This window comes from Microbacterium hibisci (assembly GCF_015278255.1).
Lineage (GTDB): Bacteria > Actinomycetota > Actinomycetes > Actinomycetales > Microbacteriaceae > Microbacterium > Microbacterium hibisci.
This window is the reverse complement of sequence record NZ_JADIJC010000004.1, coordinates 368,899-390,927: the sequence shown is the minus strand read 5'-3', so window position 1 is coordinate 390,927 and position 22,029 is coordinate 368,899. Positions and strand designations below refer to the sequence as shown.

The 22,029-nt window shown below is 71.9% G+C and carries 22 protein-coding genes; 10 read left to right on the top strand and 12 right to left on the bottom strand.

The features are described from left to right. Nucleotides 1-75: 75 nt before the first annotated feature. The 3 genes from IM770_RS10010 to purM form a co-directional block, all read right to left on the bottom strand. A complete protein-coding gene (locus IM770_RS10010; RefSeq protein WP_203580980.1) occupies nucleotides 76-1,317 on the bottom strand; it encodes a CynX/NimT family MFS transporter in 1,242 nt (413 codons plus the stop codon). Between the two features lie 196 nt (nucleotides 1,318-1,513). After that, a complete protein-coding gene (gene purF / locus IM770_RS10005; RefSeq protein WP_203580979.1) occupies nucleotides 1,514-2,974 on the bottom strand; it encodes an amidophosphoribosyltransferase in 1,461 nt (486 codons plus the stop codon). 34 nt (nucleotides 2,975-3,008) lie between these two features. Further along, nucleotides 3,009-4,202, bottom strand: a complete 1,194-nt coding sequence (gene purM, locus IM770_RS10000; RefSeq protein WP_307785427.1) for a phosphoribosylformylglycinamidine cyclo-ligase — start codon at nucleotides 4,200-4,202, stop codon at nucleotides 3,009-3,011. A gap of 175 nt (nucleotides 4,203-4,377) precedes the next feature. On the opposite strand from purM, the gene IM770_RS09995 reads away from it, so the two are divergent. Then, entirely contained in the window at nucleotides 4,378-4,989 is a 612-nt protein-coding gene (locus IM770_RS09995) for a zinc-binding alcohol dehydrogenase (protein WP_203580978.1), read from the top strand. Nucleotides 4,990-5,058: 69 nt separating this feature from the next. Here the strand turns inward: IM770_RS09995 and IM770_RS09990 are convergent, their stop codons facing one another. From IM770_RS09990 to IM770_RS09980, 3 genes are read right to left on the bottom strand one after another with little or no spacing between them, the layout of a single operon-like run. Beyond that, nucleotides 5,059-5,412 (bottom strand): potassium transporter Trk, encoded by a 354-nt coding sequence (locus IM770_RS09990; RefSeq protein WP_203580977.1) that lies wholly within the window; start codon nucleotides 5,410-5,412, stop codon nucleotides 5,059-5,061. A 6-nt stretch (nucleotides 5,413-5,418) separates the two neighbouring features. Next, nucleotides 5,419-5,886: a hypothetical protein gene (locus tag IM770_RS09985; protein ID WP_203580976.1), complete on the bottom strand. Its 468-nt coding sequence runs from the start codon at nucleotides 5,884-5,886 to the stop codon at nucleotides 5,419-5,421. Nucleotides 5,887-5,924: 38 nt separating this feature from the next. Then, nucleotides 5,925-6,296: a sterol carrier family protein gene (locus IM770_RS09980; RefSeq protein WP_203580975.1), complete on the bottom strand. Its 372-nt coding sequence runs from the start codon at nucleotides 6,294-6,296 to the stop codon at nucleotides 5,925-5,927. 181 nt (nucleotides 6,297-6,477) lie between these two features. Here IM770_RS09980 and purD point away from each other — a divergent pair, with 181 nt between their 5' ends. From purD to IM770_RS09955, 5 genes are all read left to right on the top strand, one after another. After that, nucleotides 6,478-7,752, top strand: a complete 1,275-nt coding sequence (purD, locus tag IM770_RS09975; RefSeq protein ID WP_203580974.1) for a phosphoribosylamine--glycine ligase — start codon at nucleotides 6,478-6,480, stop codon at nucleotides 7,750-7,752. A gap of 2 nt (nucleotides 7,753-7,754) precedes the next feature. After that, nucleotides 7,755-8,132, top strand: coding sequence for a hypothetical protein (locus IM770_RS09970; RefSeq protein WP_203580973.1), 378 nt, complete (start codon nucleotides 7,755-7,757; stop codon nucleotides 8,130-8,132). Between the two features lie 139 nt (nucleotides 8,133-8,271). After that, the gene (locus tag IM770_RS09965) at nucleotides 8,272-8,970 is read left to right on the top strand and encodes a DUF2306 domain-containing protein (RefSeq protein WP_239065981.1); all 699 of its coding nucleotides are present in this window, start codon (nucleotides 8,272-8,274) and stop codon (nucleotides 8,968-8,970) included. Nucleotides 8,971-8,974: 4 nt separating this feature from the next. Then, nucleotides 8,975-10,141: a sensor histidine kinase gene (locus IM770_RS09960; protein ID WP_203580971.1), complete on the top strand. Its 1,167-nt coding sequence runs from the start codon at nucleotides 8,975-8,977 to the stop codon at nucleotides 10,139-10,141. Beyond that, nucleotides 10,138-10,809, top strand: a complete 672-nt coding sequence (locus IM770_RS09955; RefSeq protein ID WP_203580970.1) for a response regulator — start codon at nucleotides 10,138-10,140, stop codon at nucleotides 10,807-10,809. Before IM770_RS09960 ends, IM770_RS09955 begins: the two co-directional genes overlap by 4 nt. A gap of 178 nt (nucleotides 10,810-10,987) precedes the next feature. On the opposite strand, the gene IM770_RS09950 is transcribed toward IM770_RS09955, so the two are convergent. Next, nucleotides 10,988-11,146, bottom strand: a complete 159-nt coding sequence (locus IM770_RS09950) for a hypothetical protein (RefSeq protein ID WP_203580969.1) — start codon at nucleotides 11,144-11,146, stop codon at nucleotides 10,988-10,990. 108 nt (nucleotides 11,147-11,254) lie between these two features. Then, on the bottom strand, nucleotides 11,255-12,853 hold the full coding sequence (locus IM770_RS09945; protein WP_203580968.1) for a DHA2 family efflux MFS transporter permease subunit: 1,599 nt from the start codon (nucleotides 12,851-12,853) through the stop codon (nucleotides 11,255-11,257). Nucleotides 12,854-13,073: 220 nt separating this feature from the next. Here IM770_RS09945 and IM770_RS09940 point away from each other — a divergent pair, with 220 nt between their 5' ends. Further along, nucleotides 13,074-13,427: a hypothetical protein gene (locus tag IM770_RS09940; RefSeq protein WP_203580967.1), complete on the top strand. Its 354-nt coding sequence runs from the start codon at nucleotides 13,074-13,076 to the stop codon at nucleotides 13,425-13,427. Nucleotides 13,428-13,505: 78 nt separating this feature from the next. After that, nucleotides 13,506-14,477 (top strand): phosphoribosylaminoimidazolesuccinocarboxamide synthase, encoded by a 972-nt coding sequence (locus tag IM770_RS09935; RefSeq protein ID WP_203580966.1) that lies wholly within the window; start codon nucleotides 13,506-13,508, stop codon nucleotides 14,475-14,477. A 66-nt stretch (nucleotides 14,478-14,543) separates the two neighbouring features. Here IM770_RS09935 and IM770_RS09930 read toward each other — a convergent pair whose 3' ends face one another. Both IM770_RS09930 and IM770_RS09925 read right to left on the bottom strand, forming a co-directional pair. Next, the gene (locus tag IM770_RS09930) at nucleotides 14,544-16,121 is read right to left on the bottom strand and encodes a hypothetical protein (protein ID WP_203580965.1); all 1,578 of its coding nucleotides are present in this window, start codon (nucleotides 16,119-16,121) and stop codon (nucleotides 14,544-14,546) included. Further along, nucleotides 16,103-16,939: an ABC transporter ATP-binding protein gene (locus tag IM770_RS09925; RefSeq protein WP_203581081.1), complete on the bottom strand. Its 837-nt coding sequence runs from the start codon at nucleotides 16,937-16,939 to the stop codon at nucleotides 16,103-16,105. Before IM770_RS09925 ends, IM770_RS09930 begins: the two co-directional genes overlap by 19 nt. Nucleotides 16,940-17,154: 215 nt before the next feature. Between IM770_RS09925 and IM770_RS09920 the strand changes: the two genes are divergently transcribed. Further along, nucleotides 17,155-18,498 carry a uracil-xanthine permease family protein gene (locus tag IM770_RS09920; RefSeq protein WP_203580964.1) on the top strand — a complete coding sequence of 448 codons (1,344 nt, stop codon included), beginning with the start codon at nucleotides 17,155-17,157 and terminating at the stop codon, nucleotides 18,496-18,498. Nucleotides 18,499-18,574: 76 nt separating this feature from the next. After that, the gene (locus IM770_RS09915) at nucleotides 18,575-19,414 is read left to right on the top strand and encodes a VOC family protein (RefSeq protein ID WP_203581080.1); all 840 of its coding nucleotides are present in this window, start codon (nucleotides 18,575-18,577) and stop codon (nucleotides 19,412-19,414) included. A 6-nt stretch (nucleotides 19,415-19,420) separates the two neighbouring features. On the opposite strand, the gene IM770_RS09910 is transcribed toward IM770_RS09915, so the two are convergent. Both IM770_RS09910 and IM770_RS09905 read right to left on the bottom strand, forming a co-directional pair. Then, nucleotides 19,421-20,461, bottom strand: a complete 1,041-nt coding sequence (locus tag IM770_RS09910) for a LacI family DNA-binding transcriptional regulator (RefSeq protein WP_203580963.1) — start codon at nucleotides 20,459-20,461, stop codon at nucleotides 19,421-19,423. 36 nt (nucleotides 20,462-20,497) lie between these two features. After that, the gene (locus tag IM770_RS09905) at nucleotides 20,498-21,973 is read right to left on the bottom strand and encodes a GH1 family beta-glucosidase (RefSeq protein ID WP_203580962.1); all 1,476 of its coding nucleotides are present in this window, start codon (nucleotides 21,971-21,973) and stop codon (nucleotides 20,498-20,500) included. Nucleotides 21,974-22,029 lie beyond the last annotated feature (56 nt).

The window sequence follows — 22,029 nt, the reverse complement described above, 5'->3', positions numbered from 1 at the left end:
GCACAGCGCACCGAGCCCAGCCGCGCCCGGCCGGCGACCCAGCGCCCGGCCGCGGCGACCCCGCAGCGCTCTGCCTCACCAGGCTCCGTGCCGACGCTCCCAGTCGTCCTCGACGGTGTGCGGGCGCGCCGCGACGACCCCCGCGGGGATGGCGGCGGCCACGACGCACGCCAGCACGATGAGCGGCCCGGTCCAGGAGTCCGTCGCGTCGTGCAGGAGGCCGATGCCGACCGGGAACAGCGCCGCGATGGCGTAGCCGCCGCTCTGCGCGAACCCGCTGAGCGCGACCGTGCCCTCGTGCGTCCGCGTGCGCAGGCCCAGCAGCACGAGGATCATCGGGAACAGCAGGGGCGCGAGCCCGATCAGCACGACCCACAGCCACGGCGCGGCCTCGGGCGCGAACAGCAGACCGGCGATGCCGGCGAGGCCCGTGACGACCGAGACGCCGAAGAGCAGTCGGGTCGCGTTCCACCGCGTGACCAGCAGCGGCACCACGAGCGACGCGGGCAGGCCCATGAATCCGAAGAGCGACAGCAGCGCGCCTGCGGTCGCGGGCGTGACGCCGGCGATGTCGACGAGGATCTTCGGCAGCCACGCGAACGACGTGTAGGCGATCGTGCTCGACACGGCGAACGCGACGAGCAGCGCCCATGCGAGCGGGATGCGCCACATCCGCCCGAACACCCGCGGATTGGCCTCCTCGATGTCGTCGCCGTCGCCGTTGGCCGCCTCCGCCGCGCGGCGGCGCATCGCCAGTCCGACCCACGGGATCGTCGCCACCAGGGCGAAGACGGCCCACAGGCCGAGCGAGAAGTGCCAGTCCGCGGCATCCGCCACCGGAACGGCGATGAGCGGAGGCAGGAACGTCGACACGGCCATCGTGGTGGAGAACACCGTCGTCATGAGCCCGATGCGATCGGGGAAGTATCGCTTCACGAGGGGCGGCAGCAGGATGTTGCCCGTGCCGACCGCGGCGAACACCAGCGCCGTGCCCGCGAGCAGCAGCGCCGAGTTGGGCGCGAGGCTGCGGGCGACGAGCCCGATGGCGACGACGGTCATCGCCGCGACGGCCAGCCGCTCGAGGCCGAACCGGCGCTCGAGCGCGGGCGTCAGCAGCCCGAACACCGCGAAGCACACCGGCGGCGCGGTGCCGATGAGGCCGATCACCGCTGCCGGCAGCTCGAAGTCGGCGGCGATGTGATCGAACAGCGGCGACAGCGAGGCGACCGCCGAGCGCAGCGAGAACGCGAACAGCACGATGCCGACGAGCGCGAGGGTCCTCCCCTGCCAGAGCGGACGGGCAGGAGACGACTTCACTCATCCACCCTACGGGCGCCGTGGATGCGGCGGGTCAGGGTGTCAGCCGGGGCGCGCAGCATCCGTCTCCCAGATCAGGCGATCTGCCGGAGACAGGACGATCGGCGCGAAACGCCCCTCTCCTCGCCGGATCGCCTGATCCGGAGAAGGCTGGATGGACGGATGCCTCGGCCCGAGGCATCCGTTCGATCCGGCGTCAGCTCTCCTGCGAGCCCTCGACCCAGGCGAGGTACTCGTCGGTGACGGTGCCGGTGATGTAGCGGCCGTCGAAGCAGCTCATGTCGAGATCCTCGACGTCGGACCCCTCCAGGATCGCGGCCTTGAGGTCGTCGACCTCCTGGTAGACGACGAAGTCGGCGCCGAGCTCCTGCGCGATCTCGGGGATCGTGCGCCCGTGGGCGACGAGCTCGTGGCGCGACGGCATGTTGATGCCGTACACGTGGGGGTAGCGCACGGGCGGCGCGGCCGAGGCGAACGTGACGCTCTTGGCTCCGGCATCCCGCGCCATCTGGATGATCTCCTTCGACGTCGTGCCGCGCACGATGGAGTCGTCGATGAGCAGCACGTTCTTGCCCTTGAACTCGGTCGACATCGCGTTGAGCTTCTGACGCACGCTCTTCTTGCGCACGGCCTGCCCGGGCATGATGAACGTGCGGCCCACGTAGCGGTTCTTGTAGAAGCCCTCGCGGTACTCGACGCCGAGCTTGCGGGCCACCTGCATCGCCGCCGGACGCGACGAGTCGGGAATGGGCATCACGACATCGATCGCCTCGCGGGGCGTGTACTTCGCGATGGTGTCGGCGAGGCGGTCGCCCATGCGCAGCCGCGCCTCGTACACCGAGATGCCGTTCATCACCGAGTCGGGGCGTGCGAGGTACACGTACTCGAACGAGCACGGGACGAGCTGCGGGTCGGTCGCGCACTGCCGCGTGTGCAGGTTGCCCTCGAGGTCGATGAACACGGCTTCGCCCGGGTCGACGTCGCGGACGACCTCGAACTCGCCGTTCTCGAGCACGAGCGACTCGCTCGTGACGACCCACTCGTAGTGGCCGTCCTCGTTCTTGCGCGTGCCGAGGATCAGGGGACGGATGCCGAACGGGTCGCGGAACGCCAGCAGACCGTAGCCGGCGATCAGGGCGATCGCGGCGTACGACCCCTCGACCCGCTCGTGCACGCGGCTCACGGCGTGGAACACCTGTGCCGGGTCGAGCTCGAGGCCCGAGATCGACGACTGCAGCTCGTTGGCGAGCACGTTGACGAGCAGCTCGGTGTCGGAGGACGTGTTGAGGTGGCGGCGGTCCTTGTGGAACAGCTCCTGCGTGAGCTCACGCGTGTTCGTGAGGTTGCCGTTGTGCACGAGGACGATGCCGTAGGGCGCGTTCACGTAGAACGGCTGCGCCTCTTCCTCATTGGATGCGGTGCCCTTGGTGGCGTAGCGCACATGGCCGAGGCCGATCTCTCCCAGCAGCGCCCGCATGTCGCGGGTGCGGAACGACTCGCGCACCTGGCCCTTGACCTTGTGCATGTGCACGACGCCGTTGCGCTCGGCGGTCGAGATGCCCGTGGAGTCCTGACCGCGGTGCTGCAGCAGGAGAAGGGAGTCGTAGATCTCCTGGTTGACGGACCCACGGCCCACCATCCCGACGATTCCGCACATGGGTGTTGCTTGCTCCGTAGGTTCGTTCTGCGGCTCAGCGAGCCGCGTGGTCTGCGTACGAGCCGACGAGGCGCACCGCGCCGCCGTCGACGCCCTTGGCGCCCTGCTCCCAGTGGTCGGCCCCACCGTCACGGTCGGGCGCCGGCCGGTCGCCGCTGTGCACGACGCCCACCTGCCACGTCGCGATGCCTTCACGGGAGAGAGCGGATGCCGCGGCCTCCGCCTTCTCGGGCGCCACGACGGCGAGGAACCCGACGCCGAGGTTCCAGGTGCCCTCGGTCGCCTCGAGTTCGAGCCCGCCGAGGTCGGCGAGGACGCGGAAGACGGGCGAGGGCGACCACGTGGAGCGGTCGATCTCGACCCACGTGCCCTGCGGCAGCACGCGCGCGAGGTTGGCGGCGATCCCCCCGCCCGTGACGTGGCTGAGCGAGTGGACGGCCGGCACCGTTGTGCCTCCGGCGGTCTCGGCGGTCTCCGTGATGAGGCGCAGGAGCGGCAGCGTGTAGAGGCGCGTCGGCTCGAGGAGGGCCTCGCCCCACGTCGTGCCGAAGTCGGGGGCGTTGTCGCCGTACTGGATGCCCGAGTTCGCGACGATGTGGCGCACGAGTGAGTAGCCGTTGGAGTGCAGGCCCGAGCTCGCGAGCGCGAGCACGACGTCGCCCTCGCGGACGCGATCGGCGCCCAGCACCCCCGAGGCCTCGACCACGCCGGTCGCAGCACCCGCGACGTCGTAGTCGTTGACGCCCAGCAGCCCGGGGTGCTCCGCGGTCTCGCCGCCGACGAGGGCGGTGCCGGTCGCCGCGCAGCCGTCGGCGATGCCGCGGACGATGTCGGCGATGCGCTCGGGGAAGACCTTGCCGCACGCGATGTAGTCGGTCATGAACAGCGGCTTCGCGCCGACCACGACGATGTCGTCGACGACCATGCCGACGAGGTCCTGCCCGATCGTGTCGTGCTTGTCGATGGCCTGCGCGATGGCGACCTTGGTGCCGACGCCGTCGGTGCTGGTGGCCAGCAGCGGCTTGTCGTAGGCCTTGAAGGCGGTCGCATCGAAGAGCCCGGCGAAGCCGCCGACGCCCCCGAGCACCTCGGGCCCGTGCGTGCGACGCACCGCGGATTTCATCAGCTCGACTGCGAGGTCGCCTGCGGCGGTGTCGACGCCCGCAGCCTGGTACGGGTTCACAGGCTGTGAGGGGCGGGAGGGGGCATCGCGTTCGGATGAGGCCACGGCTACCAGCCTACCGGCGGCGCGCCTGAGCGGATGCCGGGGGTCGCGGCTCGTTACGCCGCCCGCAGCGGCCCCGAACCGGTGTCGGCGAGCGATCGCCGGGGTGCGGCGATTCCGCTGTCCGGTTGCGCTTCGACAGGGCGCGGCGTCCGAGCCCGGATCTAGAATGGGCCGCATGGGCGGCGCCGGTGCTCCGGAGTGGCTGATCCGCGAAGACGCCGGTCAGCCGGTTCTTCTCGCCCTCTATCTTCGGCAGGTGCTCGGCATCCGCTCCCCGGAAGAGCTGCCGCACCTGCGCGGCATCCCGCCCCGGGTGAACGACCGGTCCGAGACCGCGCAGGCGCTGCTCGAGCGTCAGTGGCGAGAGTTCTGGGCGATGACCGTCGAGCCGCAGGCCCATCCGTCGCCCGTGCCGCTCGATCTGGTGGACGGTTTCGAGACCGTGCTCGCCCTGCCCGTCGAAGGCTGCGACGAGCTGCGGGCCGCCTTCGTTCCGCACGCCGCCGATGCGCTCGCCTACGCGCGCGACGCGCACGCCCGCTACCGCAAGGAGGCGTCGCACAGCACCGGCACCGCCTACCGCGCGTACGCGGGTGCGATCGCGGAGCACGAGCGGCAGGTGGGTCGCCGCGCGCACTCCTTCGAGCTCAACGTGCAGGTTCTGCCGCTGAATCAGCGCGGCGTGTGGTGGATCGGCTCACTGACGATCGCCGTCACCGACGGACTGCGCGGCGATGTGGCCGCCTTCGACGCCGCCATCCACCCGATCATCGCCGAGCTGGCGTAGCCGCGCCCTCAGGCGGCCGAGCTGGCGTCGCCCGCCCTGCGTCGGCCGAGCTGGGCCGATTCGGCGGGCTCAGTCCACCGAACCGCGGCCGTCGGCGCCGGACTCCGGATCGACGTGGACGGACTCGTGATCGACCGCGATCTCGCGCGTCCGACGCCGCGAGCGGCGGTCGAGCACGAGTGCGACGATGCCGCCGAGTGCGAGGCCGACCGGCACGCAGATGAGGGTGAGGAACCCGAACACCTGACCCTGCGAGTACTCGCCGCCGGTGTTGGGGCTGGCCTCGGCCGTGCCGTTGAAGGCGAAGGTGAGGATCATCGCGACCAGCACGCCGAGTGCGGCGCCGAGGATGAGGAACACCGAGATCTTCGGCGCGCGGCGCACGCTCACGGTCTCGATGCGGTCCTGGCTTCGCTCGGGCATGCTTCATTATCCCTCGGGTCGGCGGGGGCTCGACCCGTCGGGGCGGTCGCTCCGCAGGTCCTCGGCATCTTGCACCCATTTCGGCACGTCGTCGGTGACGGGCGACACGAGGTCGTCGGTGAGGGTGGTCGCGTGCTCCGCGATGACCGACCGCCGGCGGCTCCCGACCACGCGGTCGAGCACGAGGACGGTGACGGACGCGACGAGGAGGCCGGCTCCGACGCAGATGACGGCGAACACCCCGAACACCCGGAGGTACCCCGATGCGCCCGTCGACAGCGGTCCGCCCGGGGTCTCGGTGACGGCCGCGCCGACGGTGAGCACGAGTGCGGCGACCAGCCCCAGCGCGATGCCGCCGCCCATGATGTGGCCGATGCGCGGCGCGCGCCGCACACCGACGGACTCCCACTCCTCATTGATGACGTGCTCGTCGGGGTCGTCGGCTCCGGCGGCGCCGGTGCGCGCGCGGGTCATGGGTCCATTGTCCCACCGTCCGTGCCCGGGCGCTCGGCTCAGGGGCGCAGCGGCAGGAGGTCCGAGATGTCGGCGCGCGTGCCCGAGGCGACGATGCGGCCGGCGGTCGCGGCATCCGTCCAGTGCTCTGCACCGGTCGCGATCGCGATCCAGGTCGCGGGATCGGTCTCGACCACGTTCGGCGGCGTGCCCCGGGTGTGCCGCGGGCCCTCCACCACCTGGACCGCACCGAACGGCGGCACGCGCACCTCGACGGAGTTGCCCGGCGCCTTCTCGGCGAGCAGCTGCAACAGGTAGCGCACGGCCGTCGCGTTGTCGGTGCGGGCGGGAGGGGCGGATGCCGCCACCGCCGCCGCGACCGCGCTCAGGGCGGCGCGGCCGTCGTCGGTCGAGATCTTGCGGGCTGCCACCCTGCCAGGCTAGCTCCCGCACCCGTTCGCAACTCCGGAGAAGCGGAAGGCGCCGCGCCGAAGACCCGCGTCTTCTCGGCGGTCCGCCGCGGGGCGGCGCGCAATCATCCGGAGTTGCGAACGCGGTCACCGTCGGCGCCTGCCCGAAACCCCGGGAAACGCCGCCGGTAGGCTGGAGCCCGTGAAGATCCTGGTCCTCGGCTCGGGCGCGCGAGAGCACGCCATCATCCTCGCCCTGCGGTCGGAGGAGGTCGAGCACGAGATCTTCGCGGCTCCCGGCAACGCCGGCATCGGGCAGGACGCGCAGCTGGTCGCCCTCGACCAGAACGACCCCGTGGCGGTCAGCCAGTTCGCGATCGACAACGACATCGCCCTCGTCGTGATCGGCCCCGAAGCCCCGCTCGTCGCGGGCGTCGCCGATGCCGTGCGCAAGCGCGGCATTCCGGCGTTCGGGCCGGGCAAGGAGGCCGCGCAGCTCGAGGGATCAAAGACGTTCGCCAAGCGGATCATGGATGCCGCCGGCGTGCCCACCGGCCGCGCTGTGCGCGCACACACGCGGGCCGACGTCGAGGCGGCGTTCGACGAGCTCGGCGCGCCGCACGTCGTGAAGGCCGACGGACTGGCCGCGGGCAAGGGCGTCATCGTCACGTCCGACCGCGAGGCGGCTCTCGCGCACGCCGACGAGTACCTGCCGTCGGGCGCCGTGCTGGTCGAGGAGTTCCTCTCGGGCCCCGAGGTGTCGCTCTTCTTCCTCAGCGACGGCGACCATGTGCTGCCCCTCAGCCCCGCGCAGGACTACAAGCGCCTCCTCGACGGCGACGAGGGCCCGAACACCGGCGGCATGGGCGCCTACTCGCCCCTGCCCTGGCTCGACGGCCGATTCGGCAGCGAGCGCGAGTTCGTCGAGCTGGTCACCCGCGACATCGCCGAGCCGGTCATCCGGCAGCTCGACGCCGAGGGCACCCCCTTCATCGGCCTCCTCTACGCGGGCCTCATCCTCACCGACGACGGCGTCAAGGTCATCGAGTTCAACGCGCGCTTCGGCGATCCCGAGACCCAGGTCGTGCTCCCCAGGCTGGTCGACCCGCTGTCGGAGCTGCTTCTGGCTGCGGCATCCGGTCATCTCGAGGATCTTCCGCTCCCCGCCTTCGCGGCCGACGTCGCGGTGACCGTCGTGCTGGCGAGCGAGGGCTACCCGGCCGCGCCCGTCACCGGGCGCGCGCTGACGAACCTGCGCGAGGCGGAGGCCGTCGACGGCGTGCACCTCGCTCACGCGGCGACGTCCGAGACCGACGGCGGCCTCGTGGCCACGGGCGGCCGCGTGCTGAACGTCGTGGGCGTGGCGACGACCTTCGCCGAGGCCCGCGGCCGCGTCTATCGCGCACTTGATGCGATCGACTTCGAGGGCGGCCAGCACCGCACCGACATCGCCGCCCGGGTCGCCGAAGGGCTGTGATCGTGCGTCGTCGCGCGATCGCACTCGCGGCCGCCGTGCTCGCGGTGACCCTCACGGGCTGCGCGGGCGTGGAGGTCGACGCGCCCGGCAAGGAGCTGATGGATCAGGCGCAGCAGGTCGCCGACGAGGCGCTGGTGGCGGCGGCCACGACCGGGCTCGAGGCGCTTCAGGCCACCGGTGCCGTCACCGAGGAGGCGGTGAGCGACGCGCTCGAGGCTGCGGGAGCGGCCGACGTCGAGACGCGCGTGGTCGGCGACGGCCTGCTGTTCGGCGCCCAGGTGGCGGGAGGCTGCGTGTACGGCACCATCGACACCTCGGCCGGCGTGACGGTCGATCTCGGCGGTCTGAACGCCGACGGCGGGTGCCTGCGCGAGCCGTGAACTGACGCGCGGGCACGGAGTACGCCGGCACCCACGCCACGCGGTGAGTCCGGGGCGGCACGTTCTCGGCCTTTCGGACGAGGCGGTTGAGACCGGGCGGCCGATGCGGCGCGGCATCCGTCCCCGCGAGCATGGCGGCATGACAACCACCGCCGTCCGCCCGCCGGTCGCGCGCCGCCGCCCCGAGTGGCTGGTGCCCGCCGGTCTGATCGCCCTCAGCCTCGTCCCGATCGTGGCCGGGTCGAGCCGCCTCGCCCAGCTGACGACGGGTGCGACGGTGACCGCCGAGAACGCCCGCTTCTTCGACTCGCCGATCCCCGTCGTCGCGCACATCGTCGGTTCGAGCGTCTTCCTCGTCCTCGGCGCGCTGCAGTTCGCGCCGTCGCTGCGACGGCGGCGCTGGCACCGCCTCGCCGGACGCATCGTGGCGCCGGCGGGACTGGTGTCGGCGCTGTCGGCGCTGTGGATGACGGTGTTCTACGACATGCCCGCCTCCGTGACGGGGCCCGGGCTGGCGGCGGTGCGGCTGGTGCTCGGCACGGCCATGGCCGCCGCTCTCGTCGCCGCGTTCGTCGCGATCCGGCGAGGCGATGTGCGCACGCACAGCGCGTGGATGACGCGCGCCTACGCGATCGGCCTGGGCGCGGGAACGCAGGTCGTCGTCTTCCTGCCCTACACACTGCTCGCCGGCACGCCCGCGCCGCTGACGCACACGCTGCTCATGACCGCGGGCTGGGTGATCAACCTCGTCGTCGCCGAGGTCGTCATCCGGCGACGAGCCCGCACGCCGCGCCGGCGCAGCACCCCGATGACGGCGACCGGTGCACGCCTATCATGAGGGCATGACGAGCCCCGTCCGCGCGCTCTGGGACGCGCCCGCGGCGGTTCCGGCGCCGCCCCGGCGGGTGTGGCGCGACTGGGTGCTCGTCGCCGCGATCCCGGCGATCGCACTGTTCGAGGCCTCCGTCCGCACCGATGTGCCGTGGCGCTGGCTGTGGACTGCCGTGCTCGCCGCGCTGGCGCCCACCCTGCTGTGGCGTCGCTCGCGCCCCTTCGCGATGCTCGCCATCGCCTTCGCCGTCGGCACCGGCGTGGGCGTCGCGACCGCGGGCGACCCGCAGCTGTACACGACCGTGTACTTCCTGATCCTGCTGTACGCGGTGTTCCGGTGGGGCTCGGGCCGGGCGATGATCGCAGGCGGCGCACTCGTCGTGCTCGGGATGCTGCTCACCTTCCTGGCGACGCCGCCGGAGGTGGCCGATGTCATCGGCGGTGTCGCGGTGGCGGTGACCACCGCCACGCTCGGCCTGGCCGTCCGCTGGCGGCGTCGCGCCCGCACCCGAGAGCTCGAGCAGGTGCGGCTGCTCGAGCGCGAGCAGCTCGCCCGCGACCTGCACGACACGGTCGCCCACCACGTCTCGGCGATCGCGGTGCAGGCGCAGGCGGGCACCGCCGTCGCCGCGAAGGATCCGGGGGCGACCGCGCAGGTGCTGCACGCGATCGAGGCCGAGGCATCGCAGACCCTCCGCGAGATGCGAGCGATGGTCGGCTTGCTGCGGGCGTCCGACTCCGCGCTGGCGCCGACGCCGGGGCTCGCCGACGTCCGGTCGCTGGCGGCGACGGCTGCAGTCCCGGCCGTCGCCGTGCGGCTCGACGGCGACCTCGACGCCGTGCCGCCGGCGGTCGCCGCCGCGGTGTTCCGGATCGCGCAGGAGGCGGTGACGAACGCGCGCCGTCATGCGCGTGAGGCCACGCGGATCGACGTGCACGTCGCCGTCGACGCCGACGGCGTGCGGCTCGAGGTGCGAGACGACGGCCGGGGCTCGGCCGCCGGGCCGAGCCCCGGCCGGGCGAGCGCGTCGACATCTGCGGCCCCGGCCGGCTACGGCCTCACGGGCATGCGTGAGCGCGCCGCACTGCTCGGTGGAACGTGCGAGGCCGGTCCCGCGCCCGACGGCGTCGGCTGGGCGGTCGTCGCGGTGCTGCCGCGAGCGAGGTGGACCGCGTGACCGTGCGCGTCGTGGTGGCCGACGACCAGGATCTGGTGCGGACGGGGCTCCGCATGATCCTCGACGCGCAGCCCGACATCGAGGTGATCGGCGAGGCCGCCGACGGCGCCGAAGCGGTCGCGCTCGCACGCGACCTGCGGCCGGACGTGTGCCTGCTCGACATCCGCATGCCCGTGATGGACGGACTCGCGGCGACCCGCGCCCTCGCCGGCGCGGACGTCGTCGATCCGATTCCCGTCGTGGTCATCACGACCTTCGACCTCGACGAGTACGTGTACGAGGCGCTGCGCTCAGGGGCGCGCGGGTTCCTCCTCAAGGACGCCGGCGCGGTGCTGCTCGCGGAGGCGGTCCGCGCGGCCGCGCGCGGCGACGCGCTCATCGACCCGAACGTCACCGTGCGGCTGATCGAGGCGTTCGCCGGCGCGACGCCCGCACCGCCCGCGCCGCCGTCGAGCCCTCTCACCGATCGCGAGGAGGCCGTGCTCGCCGCCGTCGCGCGCGGCCTCGGCAACAGCGAGATCGGCGACGAGCTGCACGTCTCGCTCAGCACGGTCAAGACGCACCTCGCGAGCATCATGGCCAAGCTCGGCGCCCGCAACCGCGTCGAGCTCGCGATCTGGGCCCACGAACGGGGGCGCGGACGCCGGGACGGAATCGCGAAGGGGTAGGTCTCCGCACGCGGCGACGCGGGGAGACCTACCCTTTCGCGGCTCTCCGAACGGATTTCGCGGGCCGCACAGAGTGAGACGCCGGCGCCGCATGCTGGGGAGGCATGCGGGCCGGCGTCCTTGCGACACCTGGGGTCCGAGGGACCCTGCGGGCGTCCGAAGACCCGAGCTGGGGGACTCAGGTCTGGCGACGAATGAAGCGCATCAGCCAGGCGATCACCGCGATGACGATGATGACGAGGCCGATCCACAGCAGGAACTGCGCGGCTTCGATGAACACGCCCAGCAACAGCAGGACGATTCCGACGATGAGCAGGATCACTGCGAGTCCGGTCATGCCACCATGGTCCGCGGCATCCGGATCGGCAGCCAACCTCTTGACATCAGGCCACGCACGGGGTTAACCGGCCTCACCACCCGACGGCGCAGGGGGCGGCGAGCAGCGTCAGTCGCCCGCGACGGCGGCGTTCTCGGCCTGCCACCCCTCGGTCGACGTCGCCGGGGGGCGACGCAGGAACAGCACGGCGACCACGCCGACGAGCAGCACGGCGGCTGACAGCAGCACCGACTGCGCCATGGCCGTCGCGAAGGGCGCTGCGACGGCATCCGGGAGCGCGCCCGACCCGAAGCTGCCGCCCGGCGCCTCGGCCGCACCCGGGATGTTCGCCTCGATCCGGCTCTGCATGAACACGGCGATGGCCGCCGAGCCCAGCACCGAGCCGACCGTGCGCGTCGTGTTGTAGATGCCCGCCCCGGCCCCCGCCTGCCGCGGCGCGAGATTGCGGGTCGCGGTGGTCGCGAGCGGACCCCACATGCCGGCGTTGCCGATGCCCATGATGAACGACGGGATGAGGAAGACCCAGACCGGGGTGTCGAGGTTCATCAGCACCGAATACAGCACCAGCGAGCCGGCGACGAGGAGGAGGCCGGGCACCAGCAGCACGCGCGGATCAGTGCGGTCGAGCCATCTGCCGGCGATCGGCGAGAGGACGCCGGCGGCGACCGCCATCGGGATGAGCAGCAGCGCCGACTCGGTCGGCGTGAGGCCGCGCGCGAGCTGCAGGAAGAACATGAGGGGCAGCGACATGCTCGTGACCGTGAAGCCGACGGTCGCGATGCCGATGTTCGCGACCGAGAAGTTGCGATCGCGGAAGAGGTCGAGCGGCACGAGCGCCTCGCTCTTGGTCTTCGCCTGCTGCCAGAGGAACAGCGCCATCACGACGACGCCGGCGAGGATGAGCCCCCACACGGTGATCGGCCCCCAGATGACGCCCCAGTCGTACGTCTCGCCCTCCTGCAGGCCGAACACGATCAGGAAGAGCCCGGTTGCGCTGAGGAACACGCCGACCAGGTCGAACTTGTGCGGGTGGGTCTCGAGCTTCGGCACGAGGATCCACGCGAGCACGAAGCCCACGATGCCCACCGGGATGTTGACGAAGAAGATCCACTCCCACCCGAGGCCGTCGACGAGCAGACCGCCGGCGAGGGGGCCGACCAGCATGGCGACGCCGGATGTCGCACCCCAGAGCCCCATCGCGGCCCCGCGCTGGTTCGGCGGGAAGGTGCGCGTGATGATCGCCATCGTCTGCGGCGTCATGAGCGCCGCGCCGAGCCCCTGCACGGCCCGGAACGCGATCAGCGCGCCGAGCGTCGGCGACAGGCCGCAGCCGAGCGAGGCGAGCGTGAAGATCGCGAGACCGCCCAGGTACATATACTTCGGACCGAACCGGTCGCCGAGGCGCCCGGTGATCAGCAGCGGCACGGCGTATGCGAGCAGGTAGGCCGACGTGACCCACACGACGTTGTCGAGGTTGTTCGTCTCGGGATCGAGCGCGGCCTTGATCGCCGGGTTCGCCACCGAGACGATCGTCGTGTCGACGAGGATCATGAAGAAGCCGATGACGAGCGCCCACAGGGCGGGCCAGGGGCTGCGGGGCCGAGGCCCGTCAGCGGAGACGCCGGTGCGCCCAGGGGCCGCGGAGGCGGTTCCGGATGCCGCGCCCGCCGCATCCCCGGTCGCTGAGCTCGTCGAAGCGTCGGTCATTGTCGTGCTGCTTTCCTCTGGGCGAGATGGCGTGCCGCGGGTGTTGCGTCGCGGGCCCGGCCGAAGTCGGGACCGTCGCGCCCGCACGGGACCGAGCTGGACGGCTGCGCCGCGGCGCAGCGACCTTTCGCGCGGGCCCGGTGGACTCTACGCCCGATTCGGCCGGCGCGCATCCTCGACTCTCTGGCGCGATGTCGGGCGCCCGCCGTACCGTGTGGGCATGGCTGACAAGGGCGCCGCGCGCAGGGAGAAGTTCCCGGAGTCGTATGCGATCTTCGACCCGATCGCGGCGGAGTGGACCGCTCGCTCCGACGTCTCGCTGGGCGCGATGTTCGGGTCCGAGGGCCTCAACGTGCGCGGAAAGGTGTTCGCCTTCGTGACCTTCGACGGCGCACTGATGGTGAAGCTGCCCGAGAGCCGCGTCGGCGAGCTCGCCGAGGCGGGCGAGGCGCAGCCGGCCGTCATGCGCGGTCGGCCGATGCGCGAGTGGGCGACGCTGGGGACGGATGCCGCGGCCCGCTGGCGCGCAGCCGTCGCCGAGGCCTACGCGCACGTGGACGCGATCACTCCCTGAGCCCTCGGACGCTCACGCTGAAGCCTCGGATGCTCACGCCACCCGCAACCCGCCGCGGCCAGCCGGGATAATGGACGGGTGACGGCTACCCCCACCCCCACGACCGAGCTCTCCGGCTGGCGCCACGTCTACTCCGGCAAGGTGCGCGACCTCTACGTCCCCGAGGCGACGGCGGAGGGTGCGACGCCGGAGCGGATGCTCGTCGTGGCGAGCGACCGCGTCAGCGCGTTCGATCACGTGCTGTCGCCCGGCATCCCGGGCAAGGGCGAGCTGCTGACGACGCTCAGCCTCTGGTGGTTCGACCGGCTCGCGGGCGCCGACGGCGGGCGCGGCATCCCGAATCATCTCGCGGCCTCGCACACGCTCACGCGCGGTGCCGACGGCGTCGCCAACACCGCCGACGACCTGCAGAGCCTGATCCCCGACGAGGTCATCGGTCGCGCGATGGTCGTGAAGAGCCTCGACATGCTGCCGATCGAGTGCGTCGTGCGCGGCTACCTGACCGGCTCGGGCTGGGCGGAGTACCGCGAGAGCGGCACGGTGTGCGGCATCGCCCTCCCCGACGGGCTGTCGAACGGCGACCGGCTGCCCGAGCCGATCTACACCCCCGCGTACAAGGCCCCGCTCGGCGAGCACGACGAGAACATCTCGTACGAGCGCACCGTCGAGCTCGTCGGCGCCGAGAACGCGGCCGCGCTTCGCGCCCTGTCGCTCGAGATCTACGCCCGCGCGGCCACCACCGCCGAGGCGCACGGCGTGATCCTCGCCGACACCAAGTTCGAGTTCGGCCTCGACGAGAACGGCGTCCTCACGCTCGCCGACGAGGTGCTCACGAGCGACTCGTCGCGATACTGGGATGCCGCGGCCTGGGCCTCGGGCACCACCCCCGCCGAGCGGATGGCGAGCTTCGACAAGCAGATCGTCCGCGACTGGCTCGCCGCCAACTGGCCGGCGCCGCGCGAGGGCGAGCCCCCCGCGCTCCCCGCCGAGATCGTGGAGCGCACCGCCGATCGCTACCGCGAGCTGCTCGCGCGCCTCACCTCCGCCTGACGCCGCGGCGCGGCATCCGCCGGATGGAGTGCTCGCTCTGCCCGCGGATCGCGATCATCGGCTCGGTCACGCGTTCTTCATCGCCTTCAGCCGCGCGAGGAGGACCGGCCCGGTGCCGTCGAGCATCCGCCCGCCGAGCAGGATGCCGCCGACGAGCACCGCGAGGCCGAGCACCACCCCGACGGCGCAGGCGACGCCGCTGAGTGGGGCGTTCTGCGTGAAGAAGGCGATGAGGCCCAGGATGATCGCGGGCGCCGACAGCGCGAGGGCCACCAGCCAGATGCCGAAGAACGCCAGGCCCTGCAGGAAGGTCGTGCCGGGGACGCGCTTGAAGGGGTTGTCGCCCGAACCCGCCACCGGCACGACGAGCTGAGCCGACGTCACGGCGCAGACGCCGTAGCAGGTGAGGAGGATCCCGAGCGCCATGCCGAGCACGCCCGGGAACTGGGACCAGTCCCCCGCGAACGCGAACGGCAGGATCGCCGCCAGCACGACCAGCGGCACCGCGAGCGCCGCCGCACCGAGGACGCGTCCGATCCGGTCGGCGCGGCCCGGCGCGCCCGTCGCAAGCTCGGTGCCGTACGCCGTGCCGTCGTACGAGATGTCGGCGTAGACCACGATCCCGATGATGAAGGCGATGATCGGGGCGGCGAACGCCAGCGCGACGAGCGGATCGCCGCCACGGGCGTAGAACCAGAGAAGCACCGGCACCAGCGGCACGGCGATGAGCTGACGGAGGTAGCGCGGATCGCGCGTCCAGTACGTCAGCGACCGCGCGAAGATCGCCCCCGCAGGGCCGGTCGGCACGCGACCGAACCAGCCGAGCGACCCCGGGCGCACCGCCGCCGCCGACGTGAGCCGCGGACGGGCGAGGGAGCGAGCGAGCGAAGCGCGCCACAGCAGCCACAGCGCCGCCAGCGTCACGACCGCGATCACCAGCTTCGCCGCCGCGGCGGCCAGGTCGCCGGCCGCGGCATCGGCCGGCACCGCCCACGCGGCGCCGAGCGGCGTCCAGCCGAGGAAGGGCACCAGCTGGGCGAGCGTGTCGGCGTTCACCGCGACGCCCGAGAAGAAGCCGATGATGATCGGGCCCGCCAGGATGAGCGGGACGAAGACGAGGATCCCCACGATCTCGCGGAAGCGCCGGCCGCTGCCGACGCCGGCGGCGATCGTCGACACCGCGCGGGACGCGACGACAGCGGTCAGCACCGCCAGCGGCGTGCTCACCAGCCAGGCTCCGATCGCGAGCGGCCAGTGCGCCCACGTCGCGAGGGTCGCCAGCGCGGCCGCGGAGGTGATGATGCCGGGGATGCCGCACACCGCGACGACGGTCAGCGCGACCATCATGCGGGACGTTGACATCGGGAACACCACGAGCCGCTCCGGGTCGAGCGTCGTGTCGACGCCGAACGCGACGAGCGGGATGAGCGCCCACCCCAGCGTCACCAGCGATCCCGCGCCGACGATGACGGTGCCCGCGAGGCGAAGGTCGCTGAACCCGAGCAGCACGAGCGCCGCGACGATGCCCGCCAGCACCAGGACGCCGTACAGCGCGCCGAAGATGAATCCGACGAGCTGCCACGGGCTGCGCGCGAGCTGATTGCCGAGGACGCGGAACCGCAGCCTCAGGAGCGTCGCAACCATTCGGGCCCCTCCGTGTGGCGGCGACCGCCGACGAGCTCGACGAAGCGGTCCTGCAGCGACCGGCCGCCGCGCACGTCTTCGACGGCGCCGGCGACGAGCAGGCGCCCGGCGGCGACGATGGCGACGTGGTCGCACATCCGCTGGACGAGGTCCATCGAATGGCTCGAGACGATGACCGTGCCGCCGCCGGCGACGTAGCCGGCGAGGATGTCCTCGATGTTGGCGGCCGACACGGGGTCGACCGACTCGAAGGGCTCGTCGAGCACGAGCAGGCGCGGCGCATGCACCAGGGCGCACGCGAGCGCGATCTTCTTGGTCATGCCTGCCGAGTAGTCGACGACCATCGTGCCCGCGGCATCCGTCATGTCCATCAGCGACAGCAGATCCGCGGTGCGCTGGGCGACCTCATCGTGCGGCAGGCCGAACAGCAGGCCGTTGTAGGTGACGAGCTGCTCGCCGGTGAGGCGGTCGAACAGCTTCACGCCGTCGGCGAGGTTGCCGACCATCGCCTTCGCCCGCACCGGCTCGCGCCACATGTCGACCCCGTGGACCACCGCCTGACCGGCGTCCGGCGCGAGCAGCCCCGTCGCCATCGACAGCGTCGTGGTCTTGCCGGCGCCGTTCGGGCCGACCAGCCCGTAGAACGACCCGACCGGCACGCGCAGGCTGAGGTCGGCGACCGCGAGCTTCTGGCCGAACCGCTTGTGGAGCCCGCGAAGCTCGAGCGCCGCGACGTCGTCGCCAGCGGGGTGGGCGGGGTCGGCGGCGGGGTCGAGCCCTTCTGCGGGCGCCCGTCCGGCAGGAGGTGCGGGCGGCATCGGCGGGGTCGCTGGGTCGGTCACATCTCTCCGTCGGATCGGCGTCGAAGTCCCGGGCGCACGCCGGGTGTGCCCAGCCTCTCGGATGCCGTGTGGCGGCGGCAACTCGCACACGGCGCGCGGGCCTTCGGATGCCGCGTGGCGGCGGCCCCTCGCGGGCCGCGCGCGCCAGTAGGGTGATGCTCGCACCAACCCCCCGAGCGCAAGGAGCGCACATGCCTCTGTGGACCCTGCACGGCAACGGCCGGACCGTCGAGCCCGGCAAGGTGGTCAAGCCCGACGAGCGCCTCAACTGGCCCGCCACCATCGCGATCGGCGCCCAGCACGTCATCGCCATGTTCGGCGCGACGTTCCTCGTGCCGGTGCTCACCGGCTTCCCCGTCTCGACGACGCTCCTGTTCTCGGGCATCGGGACGCTGCTGTTCCTGCTGGTCACCAAGAACCGCCTCCCCAGCTACCTCGGCTCGTCGTTCGCGTTCATCGCGCCGGTCACGGCGGCGACCGCGTCGCAGGGCGTCGGATCGGCGCTCGCCGGCATCGTCGCAGTGGGCGTGCTGCTGGCCGCCGTCGGCTTCGTCGTGCAGTTCGCGGGGCTCGGCTGGATCGAGAAGCTCATGCCGCCGGTGGTCGCCGGTGCCATCGTGGCCCTCATCGGCTTCAACCTCGCACCCGTCGCGTGGCAGAGCTACCAGCAGGCGCCGGTCACCGCCACCATCACCCTCGTCGCGGTGATCCTCTTCAGCGTGCTGTTCCGCGGCTTCCTCGGCAGGATCTCGATCTTCCTCGGCGTGATCGTGGGCTACATCGTCGCGCTGCTGTTCGGCGAGGTGAAGTTCGACGCTGTCAACGAGCTCGTCGCGAACGGGCAGTGGTTCGGCTTGCCGACCTTCCAGTTCCCGACCTTCGGCGACCCCGGCACGTGGAGCGTCATCGCCATGTTCCTGCCGGTCGTGCTGGTGCTCATCGCCGAGAACGTCGGACACGTGCGCGGCGTCGCGACGATGACCGAGGCATCCGTCAACCAGTACACCGGCCGCGCGCTCATCGCCGACGGCGCGGCCACCGTGCTCGCGGGCACGTTCGGCGGCTCGGGCACGACGACGTACGGCGAGAACATCGGCGTCATGGCCGCGACCCGCGTGTATTCGACGGCGGCCTACTGGGTCGCCGGCCTGTTCGCGATCCTGCTGTCGCTCTCGCCCGTGGTCGGCGCGGTGTTCAACTCGATCCCCGCCGGTGTGCTGGGCGGCGTGACCACGGCGCTGTACGGCCTCATCGGCATCATCGGCATCAAGATCTGGGTCGACAACCGCGTGGACTTCTCGCGCCCGGTGAACCAGTACACCGCCGCCGTCTCGCTCGTGATCGCGATCGCGGGCTTCACCATGGTGTGGGGCGACTTCCAGCTCGGCGCGATCGTCATCGGTGCGGCCGCTGCGCTGCTGATCTACCACCTCGGCAACGCCATCGCGCGCTGGCGCAAGACCGGCGCCGACGACGGTGGCCCGCTCCCTGCCGTCGGCCAGCTCGGCGGCGACCCCGAAGAAGCACGGGAATGAGCGACGGGTGCCGGAGGTTCTCATTCATGTGAATGCAGAACTCCCGGCATCCGACCGTCTGGCCGCCGACACCTCCATGGGCGCGGTGACGCTGCTGGTCGGCGACCTCGACGGCATGACGGCGTTCTACCGCGGTGTGATCACCCTCCAGGTGCTGTCGGCCGTGGGCGATGAAGTGGTGCTCGGTCGAGCCGGGCGCCCGGTCGTAATGCTGAAGCACGAGCCCGCTCTTCGTCACGCCGTACCGGGAGCGGCCGGCCTGTTCCACACCGCGATCCTCTTCGAGACGCAGGAGGCCCTCGCCGCCGCGCTGTACAGCGTCGCGCAGCGCGCGCCCCAGACCTTCACCGGCTCGGCGGACCACCTCGTCAGCCAGGCGTTCTACCTCACCGATCCCGAGGGCAACGGCATCGAGCTGTACTGGGATCGCGCCCGCACCGAGTGGTCATGGACCCACGGCAGCGTCGAGATGGCGACCCTGTACCTCGACCCGAACGCCTTCCTCCGCGAGCACCTGACCGAGCGGGCCGCGGGCGGCGCGACCACGCAGGACGCGGCATCCGTCGGTCACGTCCACCTCTCGGTGGGAGACGTCGCGAGCGCCCGCGCGTTCTACGTCGATGCGCTGGGCTTCGACCAGACGGCGGCGATGGGCGACCAGGCGCTGTTCGTCAGCGCCGGCGGCTACCACCATCACATGGCGATGAACGTGTGGAACTCGCGCGGCGCCGGCCCCCGGATGCCCGCCCTCGGCCTCGGCCGCGTCGACCTCTCGCTGCCCGACGCCGACGCGCTCGGCGAGCTCTCGGAGCGCCTGCGCCACCACGGACTCGAGGTGCGCGACGACGGACGCACGCTGTCGTTCGACGACCCGTGGCGCAACCTGCTGCACGCGACGGTCCCCGGCCGCGGCTGAGCGAGCTCAGACGGAGTCGCGGATGACGAGCTCCGTCTCGAGGATGGTGACGTGGCGCGGATGCCGCCCCGCGAGGAGATCGAGCAGGACCGTGGCCATGCGCTCTCCCTGCGCGAACGAGGGCTGGCGCATGGTCGTCAGCGGCGGCAGGACCGACGTGGCGACAGGCGAGTCGTCGAAGCCGATGACGGCGACGTCCTCGGGGACGCGGAGACCCTCGGTGGCCAGCACGGTCAGCACGCCGCGTGCCATCAGGTCGCTGGCGACGAATACGGCGTCGGGCCGCGCGCCGGAGGCGAGCACGCGACGCATCGCGTCGGCGCCGCCGTCGGCCGTGAAGTTGCCGTCTTCGACGGCGATCTCGTCGAGGTCCCACGCGGTGAGGGCGTCGCGGTAGCCCTGGAGCCGGTCGACACCCGCCGGCATGTCGCGCGGACCCGTGATCGTCGCGATGCGGCGGCGCCCGCTCTCGATCAGGTACACCGTCGCGTCGTACGCTCCGCGCACGTTGTCGACGTCGACGTAGTAGTCGCGGTCGCGCTCGCGCACCGGGCGGCCGCCGTAGACCACCGGCACCGCGCTCGCGATGCGATCGATGAACGTGTCGCTGGTGTGGTGCGAGACGACGATCGCCCCGTCGACCGCGCCGCTGCGCACGTAGCTCGTGGTCTTGTCGCCCGGGTCGTCGCTCGCGATGAAGAGGTTGAGCACGTAGTCCGAACGGCTCAGTCGCGAGTTGATGCCCGACACGATGGCCGCGAAGAAGGGGTCGCCGAAGAACCTCGTGGTGTCCTCGGGCACGATCAGCGCGATCGCGTGGGTCTTCTGGCTCGCCAGCGATCGTGCGGCGCGATTGGGAACGTAGTTGAGGTCCGCGATGGCGCGCTTCACCGACTCCAGCGCCTCGGGGCTGACAGCGGTCGAGCCGTTCACGACGCGCGAGACCGTCGACCGCGACACGCCCGCTGCCGCGGCGACCTCTTCGATCGTCACGGTCTGAGCCACGCCCGGCTTCCGCTGGCTCTGGCGCACGGCGTCGGTGCTCATCCTGTCCCCTCCTCCCCGGACGTTGCGACCTGGGTGCTACGACCCTACGACGACGCGCGCCGGCTGGAGGTCGAGCGCGCGGGCCCCGATGATGCGGCGGTATTCGAGGGCGCTGTCCTTGGGGGTGCGCTCCTGCGTGTCGTAGTCGACGCGCACGATGCCGAAGCGCTTCTCGTACCCCCACGCCCATTCGAAGTTGTCGAGGAGCGACCAGTAGAAGTAGCCCCGCACGTCGACGCCGGCCTCCGCCGCGTCGAGCGTCGCACCGAGGTGTCCTCGCAGGAACTCCACGCGTTCGGCGTCGTGGACGCGCTTCTCGCCGCCCTCGATCTCGAGCTCGTCGTCGTAGGCGGCGCCGTTCTCGGTCACGTACAGCACCGTGCCGGCGGACTCGGCGTACTCGTCCCACACGCGGCGCAGCAGCGTGGTCAGCCCCTCGGGCTGCACCTCCCACTGCATCGGCGTGCGCGGCAGTCCCCGCTCGTGCCAGAAGATGCCCTCGTGCGAGGGGTACGGCGACCCGGCGCGACGGTCGGTCGGCGCGTCACCGCCGATGGGCGGGTCCGCCGGCTCGTGACCGCCGACATACTCGCCGTGGTAGTAGTTCACCCCGAGCGTGTCGATGGGCGTCGCGATCGTCTCGAGGTCACCCGGACGCACGGCGGTCTCCCACGCGGCGACGGCTGCGGCATCCACCTTCCGGAAGTCTTCGACGATGTCGGCCGGGTACTGCGCGCGGAAGATCGGGTCGAGGAACCAGCGGTTGAACTGGCCGTCGATCCGGCGCGCGGCGTCGGCGTCGGCCGGGTCGTTCTCGTCGACGGGTTCGGCGACGGTGAGGTTGAGCGTGATGCCGAGCTGGAGCGACTCGTCGCGCGCGCGCAGCTCGCGCACCGCCTGGCCGTGGCCGAGCAGCAGGTGGTGCGCCGCGAGCACACCCTCTTCGACGCTGTAGTGACCCGGCGCATGGATGCCCGCGGTGTAGCTGAGGAACGACGAGCACCAGGGCTCGTTGAGGGTCGTCCACACGTTGACGCGGTCGCCCAGCGCGTCGTGCATCGTCAGCGCGTACTCGGTGAAGAGATCCGCGGTGTCGCGGTTCGCCCAGCCGCCCTTCTCCTGCAGCGCCTGCGGCAGATCCCAGTGGTACAGCGTCAGCCACGGGAGGATGCCGGCGCCGAGCAGCTCGTCGACCAGTCGCTTGTAGAAGTCGACGCCCTGCGGGTTGACCGCGCCGCCGTCGGGCCGCACGCGCGACCACGACGTCGAGAAGCGGTACGTCTGCAGCCCCAGGTCCTTCATCAGCGCGACGTCATCGCGGTAGCGGTGATAGTGGTCGCACGCCACGTCGCCGTTGTCGGCGTTGATGACGGCGCCCGGCACCCGGCTGAAGGCGTCCCAGATGGAGGCGCGGCGGCCCTCTTCGAAGGCGGCGCCCTCGATCTGGAAGGCAGCGGTCGCCGCGCCGAACAGGAAGTCGGACGGGAAGGCACGCGGGATCGCGGTCGTCATGAGGGGAGGCTTCCTCTCTCGAAGCGTGTCAATTCAGGATGTCGCAGGCCGTGGGC

Coding starts and splice junctions, on each gene's coding strand:
- IM770_RS09920 (WP_203580964.1), top strand. CDS start 17,155: ATGCCTCTGTGGACCCTGCACGGCAACGGCCGGACCGTCGAGCCCGGC.
- IM770_RS09925 (WP_203581081.1), bottom strand. CDS start 16,939: ATGCCGCCCGCACCTCCTGCCGGACGGGCGCCCGCAGAAGGGCTCGAC.
- IM770_RS09905 (WP_203580962.1), bottom strand. CDS start 21,973: ATGACGACCGCGATCCCGCGTGCCTTCCCGTCCGACTTCCTGTTCGGC.
- purF (WP_203580979.1), bottom strand. CDS start 2,974: ATGTGCGGAATCGTCGGGATGGTGGGCCGTGGGTCCGTCAACCAGGAG.
- IM770_RS09910 (WP_203580963.1), bottom strand. CDS start 20,461: ATGAGCACCGACGCCGTGCGCCAGAGCCAGCGGAAGCCGGGCGTGGCT.
- IM770_RS09945 (WP_203580968.1), bottom strand. CDS start 12,853: ATGACCGACGCTTCGACGAGCTCAGCGACCGGGGATGCGGCGGGCGCG.
- IM770_RS09930 (WP_203580965.1), bottom strand. CDS start 16,121: ATGGTTGCGACGCTCCTGAGGCTGCGGTTCCGCGTCCTCGGCAATCAG.
- IM770_RS09995 (WP_203580978.1), top strand. CDS start 4,378: ATGGGCGGCGCCGGTGCTCCGGAGTGGCTGATCCGCGAAGACGCCGGT.
- IM770_RS09965 (WP_239065981.1), top strand. CDS start 8,272: ATGACAACCACCGCCGTCCGCCCGCCGGTCGCGCGCCGCCGCCCCGAG.
- IM770_RS09940 (WP_203580967.1), top strand. CDS start 13,074: ATGGCTGACAAGGGCGCCGCGCGCAGGGAGAAGTTCCCGGAGTCGTAT.
- IM770_RS09960 (WP_203580971.1), top strand. CDS start 8,975: ATGACGAGCCCCGTCCGCGCGCTCTGGGACGCGCCCGCGGCGGTTCCG.
- IM770_RS09990 (WP_203580977.1), bottom strand. CDS start 5,412: ATGCCCGAGCGAAGCCAGGACCGCATCGAGACCGTGAGCGTGCGCCGC.
- IM770_RS09985 (WP_203580976.1), bottom strand. CDS start 5,886: ATGACCCGCGCGCGCACCGGCGCCGCCGGAGCCGACGACCCCGACGAG.
- IM770_RS09915 (WP_203581080.1), top strand. CDS start 18,575: ATGGGCGCGGTGACGCTGCTGGTCGGCGACCTCGACGGCATGACGGCG.
- IM770_RS09950 (WP_203580969.1), bottom strand. CDS start 11,146: ATGACCGGACTCGCAGTGATCCTGCTCATCGTCGGAATCGTCCTGCTG.